Source organism: Streptomyces sp. NPDC058701 (assembly GCF_042715295.1).
GTDB lineage: Bacteria > Actinomycetota > Actinomycetes > Streptomycetales > Streptomycetaceae > Streptomyces.
Genome location: NZ_JBHXSY010000086.1, coordinates 1 through 11856 on the forward strand (window position 1 = coordinate 1; position 11856 = coordinate 11856).

Here is an 11856-nt window from a genome sequence, read left to right on the forward strand (position 1 = left end):
GAGCCGACACCGGTCCGTCGCCGGTCGACCGGCGGAAGACGGGCAGCAAGCACCACTTGATCTGCGATGGACGCGGTACCCCGCTCAAGGTCATCACGACCGCGGCGAACGTCAACGACGTCACCCAGACTCTTGCCCTGGTCGACGGCATCCCACCGGTGGCAGGTCGTCCCGGCCGGCCCCGCAGGCGGCCCGAGGCCCTGCTCGGCGACAAGGGCTACGACTCCAACCCGAACCGCGATGAACTGCGCAAACGCCGGATCCTGCCCGTCATCTCCCGCAAGGGATCTCCGAACATCAATGGCATGGGCAAGCTCCGCTACGTCGTGGAGCAGACCTTCGCCTTGCTCCACCAGTTCAAACGACTCGCCGTCCGGTGGGAACGCCGCACCGAGCTCCACGACGCGTTCGCCTCCCTCGCCTGCAGCCTCATCTGCTGGCGACGCCTCAACAAGCCCGAATCATGATCGTGTTACGAGATCTTAGGCCCAGGGCACACCCCCCGGACCCGCCTACCCGGCCTCTCACCGAACCCGCAACACACAAGCTCAGACGAAACCCGATGCATCAACCACCACCTCAGCGTCACCACCTGCCCACCATGCACACGAGACAAATCGGAGGCTGAGTAGAGATTACTCATGTTGCCGCGCTCCTCCCGGACGAGGTTTGGAGCAACAAGAACGCCGCGCCTATCGATTTAAGACCCTTGGGCAACCCGTCCAGTCAGGCATCGCTCCTAGTCGCAGCTCGGCAGGCAGGAACCCTACAAGTTTTGGGTCAATAATACGCAACTCTAGGCTTCAGGATTCTCCGATCGAGGATGGTCGCATGAAAAGTCCCGAGCGTATTTCAATGGCCGCGCATTATGCCGACTTGGGAGTTGCCGAGAAGGTTGGAAATGCCATTGCGGATATAGCAGCCGGACGGCCCGTCATCGTGGTTGACGCAGAAGACAGGGAAAACGAGGGCGACTTGATCTTCGCCGCCCAAAAAGCCACTCCTGAGTTGATGGCGTTCATGGTGCGCTACACCTCCGGTTACATCTGCATGGCACTCACTGGTGCCGATTGCGACCGCTTGGACCTTCCTCCGATGTGCCATATCAACCAGGACCCGAAAGGCACTGCCTATACTGTCACGGTAGACGCAAGGCAGGGGGTAACCACCGGCATATCAGCTCGCGATCGGGCCAATACAGTCCGACTACTTGCTGATCCAGCTGCCACGTCGGCGGATTTTTCGCGGCCTGGGCACATCGCCCCTTTGCGTGCTCACGACGGCGGTATCCTGGCTCGGCCAGGGCACACCGAGGCTGCAGTCGACCTTTCCCGGATGGCTGGGTTGCATCCTTCTGGCGTAATCGCTGAAATCGTCTCCAGTCGCGACGTAGGCGATATGGCGCGGTATAGTGAGCTTCAGGAGTTTTCTGCTCTACACGATCTGCAGCTCATCAGCATCGCCGATCTCATTGCATACAAGAAGCATGCGAGCCGAGGTTGATCGGATGGATGTTTTGCTCTCCATAACCTGAGATGAGATCCGCATGAAGATCGCCGTACTGGGCACAGGGGAGGTCGGGCGGGCTCTGGCCCCCGCTTTTCTCGCCCTGCATCATGAGGTGTCTGTGGGCACTCGAGATCCGGAAGCCACTCATAAAGACAATAAAGCCTTCCATGAGCTTCTCGAGCGGAACCCAGGAATTCGGCTCGCTTCCTTTTCTGAAGCCCTCCGCGGCGCTGATATCGTCGTCAACGCGCTATACGGACCCGTGTGCGTGGAAATTCTCTCCCACCTTGCTGGAGCACTGGGTTCGCGCGTCATCATGGATGTTTCCAGCCCTTTCAACGGGCGGGTTGAGGGCGCAGTCCTGGACCCCGTGAACATCGACAGTCTTGGCGAGCAGGTTCAACGCGCGCTGCCAAGCGCGCGAGTCGTGAAGACCTTGAACACGATGGCCGCTGTTGTGATGACTGAACCAGGAATTGTCGGAGATGCCGACCACTCGGTCTTTCTGAGCGGTGACGATGTAGACGCCAAGGACACTGTCACTGGATTGCTTCGCTCCCTAGGGTGGAGGGACGTTGTGGATCTTGGGCCAATTCATACTGCGCGCGCATCGGAGATGCTACTGCGAATGTGGATCGATTTGTACAGGGCTCTGGAAACAGATTTGTTTGGCTTTCGAATTGTGCGTCCCGTCGGATCTGACCGCATGCCCTCTTGACCGCCGAGACATGCATGGTTCGCATCACTTCTAAGTAAGGGATCTAATGAAGTTGACCAATCATTCTGCTCTCAATGGTGGAATTCCAAGCGGCTCGCTTATGGTCTGTACCGTTCTGGATGAGCATGGGGCAATGACGACAGCAACGGCTGTTCCCGGACTTGAGGGAAGCACCGATCCGGTGCAGATGGCGCAGCACTACCGCAACGCAGGAGCGCAAGTCATGTTTGTTGACGTGTGGAATTCCTGGGATGATATCGCGGCCATCTGTCAGTCTCTACAGGACCTTGCCGAGACCGGCCTGTCTTTGGTCGTAAGCATTGACAATGGCCTTATCAGGTCGGTGCCCGAAATCCGCCAAGTGCTGGAAGCCGGCGCCTTCGCCGTCACGGTCAACACGACCGCCGTTGACCGGCCCGACCTTGTCCGCACGGCAGCTAGCGAGCTAGGAGGCGAACGTCTGGTGTGTGTCGTGAACGTGACGACAGCAGACGATGGCACGTGGGACGTTCGGGTCGACGGAGGCGTTCGCTCCACGGGCAAGGACCCTGTCACCTGGTCGGCCGAAGTAGCGGCTCTCGGCGTGGGCTCGATAGTCATCAATGACATGGACCGTGAAAAGCATGGTGGTGGCTTCAACCTCCCTTTGTTGAAGGCTGTAGTGCAGGCAGTCGAAATTCCAGTCATCTGTGGAGGCGGCAGCCGCAGCCCGCAGGACCTGATACCTGCTTTCACTGCAGGTGCTCACTCCGTTCTCGTGCTGACCCAGCTGCATGAGGCTATCCACACCACCTCGGAACTGATCGAAGCCCTGCCCGGGGCACCAGCTGAAGCGTGACTTGCGATGTGCCGACCGCTCTGACGAATAGCGCAAGCTAGGTATCGTACCTGAATGTAGCACTTGGAGCACCTCCACGATGAAGACGCGGCTCATGGGCCCCGGCAGTACCCCAGTCCCAGTAATCGGCCAAGGCACCTGGAAGCTGAACCGCGCCGACCCTCACACTGTGTCCCGAGCACTTCATGCTGGGCTGGACGCCGGCATGACCCATATTGACACAGCCGAGATGTATGGTAATGGTGCCGTAGAGAAATTTCTCGGAAAAGTACTGATACATCGCCGGCAGGAGATTTTTCTGGCTTCTAAAGTGAAGCCACAAAATGCGAGTTATGATGGACTCATTGCAGCCTGCGAGCGCAGTCTGCGTAGACTTCGTACCGATCATCTCGACCTCTACCTGCTGCATTGGCCCGGCCCGCATCCATTGGAAGAGACACTTTCGGCCTTTCGCAGGCTGCACGCAGAGGGAAAAATATCTTCCTTTGGTGTCAGTAATTTCAATAGATGTCACCTTGAGCAGCTTTCGGAGTTGACAGCGGACGAGGAGATTGCCTGCAACCAAGTTCTTTACAATCTGGGCGAGCGCGCAATTGAGCATCGAGTTGTTCCGGGATGTCGTGAGCAAAACATCGGTATAGTCGGTTACAGTCCACTGGGGTCTGGACTTTTCCCTCCCCGCACACCTGCGGCAGGGAAGACGCTGCATAGAATAGCCAAAGAGCACGGTGCTAGCGAACGGCAGATTGCCCTAGCATTCCTTGTCCGCAATCCTGGGTTCTTCCTTCTCCCGCGCACCAGCAGTGTGGCCCATGTACAGGAGAACGGGCGTGCTACAGAGATACACCTCTCGAAGGAAGAGATCGCGTCTCTTGAGCATGCGTATCCCCTCGGCCCTGATGACGGCAGGCTTCCGGTGATATGAGCGACCGGACCGCGCGGAGCGAAATAATCTCGCCTCGGATGACTGATGATCCGCTACGCGCGAATTTCGCAAGTCGCAACCGAAGCAATTTTCACTCGGACTCTAGAAACTCGAAATTCGAATGGAGAAGCACTGCGGTAACAATAATATTCCGCTCCATGCGGACGCCTGGACGTTGTTTTCGAATCGTCTGAGTGACGAGAATGGCTCATGAAAAAGCTCGCCACGAGGCTGCTATCGATTCAAGCCTCCTCCACAGAGGAAAGCATCTGATAAGGATGACTTGTTGCACCGACCTCAGTTCCACATAAAAAGTGATCCGCAGCGGCTTAGTGAAGGGATGACAGTAGCTGTACTGGGCGCAGGTGTAGCTGGCCTGGTGGCTGGCTGCGAACTTACTAGCCTCGGCTACGACGTTCGGCTCATCGAAGCGGACAGCAGAGTAGGCGGTCGAATCTGTACGCACCATTTTCGGTGCGCCTGTGGCAATGCCTATGGTGAACTCGGGGCGATGAGAATTCCGGGCAGTCACAAGTGTACTTTAAGGTATATAGAGGAAGCAAATCTTCAGAGTCGGTTGATCCCGTTTCGCGGAGTCTTCACCGAACCGAATGGCATCATAGATTTCTCGGGGAGAGTGACACGTGTCCGCGAGGTGCGAGGAGCGACTCCCAGACCAGATTCAATTGATGATCGCCGTCTAGCGTATTTAACAGACATACGAGTTGTGGTTCATGCCGTTTGTCCTCTCCGCCTTCGCCATCATTACGACACCATTGTCGAGCCGCTCGTGGTGCAACTATTGGACACATTTCACAATGATGACATAGACACGCCAAGTAGTAGGCTTCACGCCTTTCGTCGGCTAGCTCCCTTCCTGCGCCAAGTGGACGACAGATTTAGAGCAGTGGTAGATGACATCCTTCTTGAACTCGGCGAAGAAATCTACACACTCAGAGGCGGCTTGAGCCTCTTGACTGAGTCATTGGCTCATAGGCTGGGAAGCCGGATCAAGAGGAACGTCAGCGTAACTGAAATAGATTGCACCGGTGACGTCGCAGAAATATCGTTGCAAGACAGTAGTGGTGGTGCCAGCGTACTAAAGGCGGACCGAATTATTTGCACTATTCCGTTCTCCGTCCTTCGCCGCATCCCTATCAGCGGTCTACCGGAACGACAGATCCGCAGAGTGCGAACGCTTCCCTACTCGCCAGCGAGTAAGACCTTGCTGCATTGCCGCACAAGATTTTGGGAGCAAGGAGGGATCAGAGGCGGAGGGTCGGTCAATGATCGATGGATCCGCCAGGTTTTCTATCCAGATTCGGAATCAAGTCGATCGAGCTGCTATTGCGGAGTCCTCCTCGCTAGTTACGCCATCGGCGACGATGCATTACGCCTGGCGAACTTAGAAGAACAAGAACGGCAATCTTTGATCAAAGAAGAGTTGGCTCGCTTTCATCCGCAAATAGCACTACCGAATATGATTCTCAGTTGGAAAACCATGGACTGGAGTGAGCATCGCTTCAGTCGTGGTGCATACGCTTCAGCCTGGGTGGACAATCATATCCCATTTGACTCCTCGCAGGATCCTGTTTCTGGGCAATTGCTTACATTTGCTGGTGAGCATTGCTCTTCTCTCGGCGGATGGATCGAGGGAGCCATTCAATCTGCTTTGACCTGCGTTGCGGAAGTTGCCGGCGTCCGGCTGTAGCACTTGGAGTACTCAAATGATAATGGTGATCTGGAACGCGGTCTTCAAGACGCTCGGCCCTCGGAGTATCCGGTATTTAAAATGGCTCAGCTACGTGCCAGTACTGCCCGACATACTGCGTCGTCGTTTCCCACCGCGACAGTGGTCGAGTAAAGAGCTAAAAGTACCCGGCAATTTGCTTACCACTCCTGGTATCCAACGAAACGCTGAAACAGAAGAACAGGCTTTCCAGCGCCAACCGTTGCACGACTTTTTCACCCTGCATCCGGAGGTAGCTGAATTCGTAACAAAGTACGAACTCGGCTACATGATGACGCCTCGCCTGCTTCGCTCAGTGCGCAGGGTCCAGGGTGCTGCGGATCGGACCCGCGAAAAGAGTCGTGGCGAGTCATCGACGCTAAGTTCTGCAGAGGTTACACAGCGAACCAGGGCGGAGGCGGCGCGACTGGGCCTTAGTGCCATCGGTTTCGCACCCAGAGACCCAAAGTACACGTTCTCTGAGCATACGGGAACTCAGGGAGAGACGATAATTGTTTGCATCCTTGAGCAAGACTATGACGACACACAAAAAGCCCCCAGCGTTACGGCTGAACAAGCCGCCTACCGTTGCTGTGCAGACACTGGTGAACGGACTGCAAAACTGAGCTCCTTTTTACAGAATCTAGGCTATGCCGCAATTCCTCATAGCATTGTGGGTCAAGGAATCGCTATACATTATGCGGTCCAGGCAGGTCTGGGCCAGCTTGGCCTCAACGGGCAATTGCTGACACCTGCTGCCGGATCTCGCGTCCGCATCATGCTGATATCGACAGACGCCCTGTTGGTGCATGACCGGCCGGTAGATTTTGGAATCAGCGGACTCTGTGACCAGTGTCAGGTTTGTGTACGACGGTGTCCGGTGGGTGCGATCCCTCAATCTCGCCAACTTCATCGAGGAGTCCTTAAGTCGAAAATAAACACGAAGCGTTGTCTTCCGATAGTCGTCAAGGCTGACGGGTGTGCTGTCTGTACGAAAGTGTGCCCGGTTCAGCGTTTCGGGTTAACTCAGGTGCTCGAACGCTACACTCAGACGGGAAGGATTCTCGGCAAAGGCAGTGATGAGCTCGAAGGGTATGACTGGCCATTGGATAGGCGCCATTACGGGCCGGAATCCACTCCTAGAGTGGGTGGCGAATTATTCACAGAATTGGATTTCGATCCGACCCGCACAGAACCACCCAAGAAAGGCAATGGGCTCAACATTATGGGGTGAACACGGGTAAAGGAAGTATCAATCGAACGGCCCTGTCTCACTTTCGGTGGTGACGGAGAGTGGTGCTATCCGAGGAGGATGCGGTGCCGAAGCAGAGGGAAGCCTGCCCGTCCGTGCATGTGGCGCGCCATCCGTTTGGTCTTGGTGTTGACGCCCTCGGTGGGACCGTTGCTGTACGGAAGCGTGAGGGCGGCGTTCCCGGCGTCGCGGTCCCGTTCCAGACCTCGGGCGAAGGCATGCAGGTAGGGGCAGGTCGGCGCCGCGAACCTGGACGATTCGGTGCGAGAGTGCGTCGGCATTGTCGGTGTGAGGGGCAAGGAGCGGGGCGAAGTCACCAATGTTTGCCGCCAGTTGGGTCATCTCGGGGCGGGCGGCGGTGAGCTTGGACAGGAGCTCGTGTTGCTCGGCCTTGAGGTTGTCGGGCCTGGTCAGCAGCATCCGGGCGAGCCGCCTCCGGGAGATATGGCTGCGGTCGGCGTCCGCACGGCCTTGGTTGATGTACTTGTGCAGGAGGTTTAGGCGGCCCGTGAAGCCCAGGGCTTTGATCTCTTCGAAGAGGTGCTTGACGGGGACGCCAGGGTCCTTGGCCCGGCGTTTGCGCAGGTGCTCGCGGTAGGGGTTGACGAGGCTGGCGCGGTACTTGGGGACGCGGAGCATGCGCTCGGGCCGGTCGGCGCGGGCATAGCGTTTGACCGTGTTCAGGGCCAGTTACAGGCGGCGGACACATTCGAGCAGGCCCACGCCTTGGTCGAGCAGACCGTGGACCTGGTGCCAGCGTTCCAGGGTGGTTTGGGCGCGGGGGCCGTCGTAGATGGGCGCGTCCAGTACGGTAGCCCAGCAGTGCTGTGCGCCTTGACCTCGCTCAAGACGGCTTCGCACAGGTTGTGCCACAGATGCCGCCGATCACCGACCTGCGTCGCACGAGGCAGGGCTCGGCCAACGGCCTCGGCGTAGGTCGCGGAGCCGTCGCGGCACACGACCTCGATGCCCGGATGTTCGGTAGCCACGCCTCCAGGGTATCGGCCGTGCGGTCGGGCAGCACGTCGATCCGCTCATGCGTCTCGGCATCGATGATCACGGGGCGTAGCGGTGCCGCCGGCGCAGAGCGAAGTCGTCGACGCCGATCACGCCGGGCATCTGCCCTGCGGGCAGCGGGATGCGCAACAGGGTACGCACAGCCGTGGGACGCGAGACGCCCGCCGCGAGTATCGCCAGCAAACGTGCCCCCGCCCGGCCCGCTACAGAGGTTGTAGACGTGGTGTCGTCAGTGTGAGACCGGTCGCGGTGAGGCGTTCGTCGATGACGTCGCTGCGGTATTGGATCTGGCGGAGGCCGTGCCGTAGCCGGCGGATGAGGTGGTCGGGGTAGTGAGATGCCGCTGAACGCAGCCAGGAACCGTTGGGCCCGCCGACCGAGCGGAAGCCTTTCATCGCGCGTTCGCGTCGCCTCGTCGGCTGGTGCGAGTTCTCCGCCCGGTTGTTCAGCCCCTTGTGGGAACGGTGCTCCACCGACGGCATGACCTCGCGGTGGGCGGCTCCGTAGGAGCGGAGCTTGTCGGTGACGACCACCCGCGGCACCATGTCTGTCTTCTTGAGGAGCCGGCGGAAGAAACGCCTGGCCGCGGCCTTGTCCCGGCGGTTCCACACGAGGATGTCCAGGACCATGCCGTCGGCGTCGACCGCCCGCCACAGACACTTCTGCTCGCCGTTGATCCTGATGAACACCTCGTCCAGGTGCCACTTGTCACCCGGCCGGGAACGCCGCCTGCGCAGGCCGTTGGCGCAGCTCTGGCCGAACTTCAGGCACCAGCACCGGACGGTCTCGCAGGAGACGACCACTCCGCGTTCGAGCATCAGCACCTCGACCTCGCGGTAGCTGAGCGGGAAGCGGAAGTACAGCCACACACAGTGCGAGATCACCTCCACCGGGTAGCGGTGATTCCGGTATGACGGCACCTCGGACGACACGAGCGATCCCCTCCCCGGACACCGACAATCCGAAGATCATCCCACCCCGCCACCGGCAACGTGAAAGCACCCACGCGGCGCGTGAGCGGCAGGCAGCACATCAGCGTGCGTTGGCCGCGGAACGAGTGGCCACAAGGCCCGCGAGCTCGCAGACGAACAGCGTCGGCGAGAGGCTGAGCGGCACCAACGGCAAGCGGAGCGCCGCAGCCAGGCCGACACCGCGGAGCGCCAGGCACACGCCGAGAAGCTGGCCTACCTGGCCCTGTTCGTCTCCGGCGCGCTGAAGAAGGCAGCTCGAGAGGGCCGAACCACCACGTGGGAGGAGATCGCACAGAAGACCGGCCAACGCCAGCTGGCCCGGCTCACCTGCCAGGACAAGCTGAGTCTCTTGGAGACGATGGAGAAAAGCACCCTCCCCGGCAGCCCCCTGTGGTAGGCCATCCTCGCCGCTGCCGGTACGGGTGAAGCGCTACGCCTTCACCGCGAGGTCTCACATCTGCTCCAGCGGCACGTCCCTGACGAAGACAACGACCTGGTGCTCCAGCTCACAGCGGACTGCGCCCAACTCCGCCGGCAGTGACGGAAGCGGGGTCAGCCCGGAGTGGGCCAGAGCAGCTTGGCTCTGCTGCATCCCCGACCCCGCAGACGCGATGCCCCCCATATGCCGGCGCCGGGCCCACCGAGCCGTTCTCCCACAGGCGCGTCTGGTGGTGGCCCCAACCGCGGCAGCCGAGTCCTGGCCGAGGGTGCCGGAGCATCCTCCACCCCGACGTCCAGGCGCAGCCACCTGTAGCTGAGCAGATACGGCTCCTCGCCGGCGGTTGGCTGGAAGGGGGCTGCCTGGTCCGCGGGCTGGTCCAACGCTGACCGACGACATGGTGACAGCGAGCGGGCAGAATCAGGCGGGTATGAATTCGACATCTGCCCCAGCGCCCGCGGCGGCCCCTTCGCTCGCCGTGGGTAAGGCCCCGAAACAGCCGGTCCGATCGCACGTCAGACACGGCAGCCCCTCGTGCGCCGACTACGGCTGCACACGCCCCGAGTGCATAGCCGCCGCCCGCCGGGACCGTGCCCGGCGTACGCGGGAGCTGAAGGCAGGCCGGCCGGCCCGGGTTTCTTCCGCCGATGCGGCTGACCATGCCTGCCGACTGCAGGGGACGGGCCTGTCGGCCGCGGACATCGCGGAGATCTCGGGCATCGCCGTCACCCTGATACGGCGCCTGCTGCGCCCGGCAGGCAAGCGGCCGGCCCGCATCCACCGGGCCACGGCCGACGCCATCCTCGGCATCCCGCCGACCAGCGTCTTCCGCCGCGATCGCCTCCTGCCGGGGCTGACTGACGCGGACAGGGCCGCCACCAGCCTGCAGGACCTCGCCGAACGCGGATGGCCGACCAGCTTCCTGGCCACCGAGCTGGACACCAGCACGCACACGCTCGCCGCGATCCGCAGCCGTGAGCGCCGCCGCATCACCCTCGACCTGGACCGCAAGGTCCAACGGCTTGCCGCAGTCCTGTCCGTGAGCCAGCCCGCGGATCACGGCATCGCTGCACACCGGAGTCGCCGGGCGAGAACCGCTGCTCTGCAACGAGTTCCGCTGGTGCGGCCCCGGGGCCCCGACATGGTGCGTCAGCCGAAATTGGTGCCCTGATCGGCTCGTCCGGCAGCGCCGCGATCCCGTCCCGCGCGGGGCTCGCGGGGCTGAGAGCGCGACGCTGTGGGTCCGCCTGGAGAATCCGGTGATGAGAGGAAGGGGGGCGGATGGTGGGAGCCGGTGCGCGGGTGATTGCGGTCATGCCCGACGGACAGGAACTGCGGGTCTCCCTGTATGAGCGGCGTCGGACTTCGGCGGGCTGGGAGTACCGGGTCGGGGTCACCGTCTGGGGGACAGGGGCCGAAGGCCGTCCGGAGCCGGTCGAGCACCGAGTGTGGCTAGGCGCCGGTTATGTGCGTCCCCTTGAGGGCGGTGACTACAGCAGGGTGCCGACCCGGTCGGGCAGCACGCCCGCAGCTTTCATCGGTGGCCGGCAGGCGTGGACGGTGCAGCAACTGCCCCACCGGCCCGGCCATCCTGGGGCGACCCTGATCCACGTCATCGGATGCCAGCCCGGCGGAACACCCCTCGACCTCGACCAGACCCTCGAAGCCCTCAAGCAGCCGCGCGCCGTCACCTGCCGCGAATGCAACGCCGCATCCTCCTTTCATTGACACCCATCCGGCAGATGCCAGTGGTGGGCGGGGGAGTGTGGGCCTCGGCATCCGTTGGGATGCCGAGGCCGGTAAGCGGTCCGGCTGTATCCAGAGCGCGGGGAACCGGTCCTGTCCCACGCACCCATACTGGCGCGGACTGATCATGAACCTAGCCGGGCCGACACCACGCTGTACTCCGGAAAGGGAAAGGCGGGGCCTCGCGGCTACCGGGTGCCGGGCTCGGGGGGCCGGTGCGGGCAGGGGGCAGGTGAGGGGGAGGACACGTTCAATCAGTTGCCCGGTGAGGTGAGCCTTGACCCTGGGTTTTGGACACCGGAGAGACTTGGATCTTGATGGTCCAGGAGAACGGAGTCCCCGTGGGGATGAAGCATTACCCGGCCGAGTTCAAGGCGGACGCGGTCGCGTTGTACCGGTCCAGGCCGGGAGCGACGATCAAGTCGGTGGCCGGCGATCTCGGAGTGAGCACCGAGACGCTGCGGAACTGGATCCGGGCTGCCGACGGACGTCGTTCCGGTGCCCACTCCTCGCCGCCGGCCGTCGCTCCGGCCGGTGGTGACGTCGTCGAGGCGGAGCTGGCCGCTGCCCGGAAGAGGATCCGTGAGCTGGAAGAAGAGCGCGACATCCTTCGCAAGGCGGCCCGGTATTTCGCGACGGAGACGCGCTGGTGAACCGCGCGAGGATCATGCGGACCATCGGACTCGAGGGCGTTCGTCTGTGCCGCCGGCAC

Annotated in this window: 11 protein-coding genes and 2 pseudogenes; 10 read left to right on the forward strand and 3 right to left on the reverse strand. The window is 61.4% G+C overall.

Translation table 11 applies throughout. The features are described 5' to 3' along the window. The 7 genes from ACFWW8_RS37205 to ACFWW8_RS37235 form a co-directional block, all read left to right on the forward strand. Positions 1–467 (forward strand): IS5 family transposase (locus tag ACFWW8_RS37205; RefSeq protein ID WP_386537021.1); only part of this gene is annotated, 467 nt, incomplete at its 5' end. Between the two features lie 364 nt (positions 468–831). After that, positions 832–1503: a 3,4-dihydroxy-2-butanone-4-phosphate synthase gene (gene ribB, locus ACFWW8_RS37210; RefSeq protein ID WP_386537024.1), complete on the forward strand. Its 672-nt coding sequence runs from the start codon at positions 832–834 to the stop codon at positions 1501–1503. Between the two features lie 43 nt (positions 1504–1546). Next, a complete protein-coding gene (locus ACFWW8_RS37215; protein WP_386537026.1) occupies positions 1547–2227 on the forward strand; it encodes an NADPH-dependent F420 reductase in 681 nt (226 codons plus the stop codon). A 133-nt stretch (positions 2228–2360) separates the two neighbouring features. Next, on the forward strand, positions 2361–3065 hold the full coding sequence (locus tag ACFWW8_RS37220; protein ID WP_386537029.1) for a HisA/HisF-related TIM barrel protein: 705 nt from the start codon (positions 2361–2363) through the stop codon (positions 3063–3065). Between the two features lie 94 nt (positions 3066–3159). After that, on the forward strand, positions 3160–3990 hold the full coding sequence (locus ACFWW8_RS37225) for an aldo/keto reductase (protein ID WP_386537042.1): 831 nt from the start codon (positions 3160–3162) through the stop codon (positions 3988–3990). A gap of 340 nt (positions 3991–4330) precedes the next feature. Beyond that, complete coding sequence (locus tag ACFWW8_RS37230) at positions 4331–5701, forward strand: flavin monoamine oxidase family protein (RefSeq protein ID WP_386537044.1); 1371 nt, start codon at positions 4331–4333, stop codon at positions 5699–5701. Between the two features lie 22 nt (positions 5702–5723). After that, positions 5724–6953 carry a hypothetical protein gene (locus tag ACFWW8_RS37235; protein WP_386537031.1) on the forward strand — a complete coding sequence of 410 codons (1230 nt, stop codon included), beginning with the start codon at positions 5724–5726 and terminating at the stop codon, positions 6951–6953. A 65-nt stretch (positions 6954–7018) separates the two neighbouring features. On the opposite strand, the pseudogene ACFWW8_RS37240 reads toward ACFWW8_RS37235, so the two are convergent. From ACFWW8_RS37240 to ACFWW8_RS37250, 3 genes and pseudogenes are all read right to left on the reverse strand, one after another. Next, positions 7019–8195: pseudogene (locus tag ACFWW8_RS37240) on the reverse strand (ISL3 family transposase); the annotation flags it as partial. After that, positions 8192–8920: pseudogene (locus ACFWW8_RS37245) on the reverse strand (IS6 family transposase). The pseudogenes ACFWW8_RS37240 and ACFWW8_RS37245, both read right to left, overlap by 4 nt. Before the next feature lie 490 nt (positions 8921–9410). After that, positions 9411–9551: a hypothetical protein gene (locus ACFWW8_RS37250; RefSeq protein ID WP_386537033.1), complete on the reverse strand. Its 141-nt coding sequence runs from the start codon at positions 9549–9551 to the stop codon at positions 9411–9413. A gap of 244 nt (positions 9552–9795) precedes the next feature. Here ACFWW8_RS37250 and ACFWW8_RS37255 point away from each other — a divergent pair, with 244 nt between their 5' ends. From ACFWW8_RS37255 to ACFWW8_RS37265, 3 genes are all read left to right on the forward strand, one after another. Further along, positions 9796–10569 (forward strand): hypothetical protein, encoded by a 774-nt coding sequence (locus ACFWW8_RS37255; RefSeq protein ID WP_386537036.1) that lies wholly within the window; start codon positions 9796–9798, stop codon positions 10567–10569. Positions 10570–10958: 389 nt separating this feature from the next. Next, positions 10959–11126, forward strand: a complete 168-nt coding sequence (locus ACFWW8_RS37260) for a DUF6233 domain-containing protein (RefSeq protein ID WP_386537038.1) — start codon at positions 10959–10961, stop codon at positions 11124–11126. 365 nt (positions 11127–11491) lie between these two features. Further along, positions 11492–11797 (forward strand): transposase, encoded by a 306-nt coding sequence (locus tag ACFWW8_RS37265; protein WP_386537040.1) that lies wholly within the window; start codon positions 11492–11494, stop codon positions 11795–11797. The last annotated feature ends 59 nt before the right edge of the window (positions 11798–11856 follow it).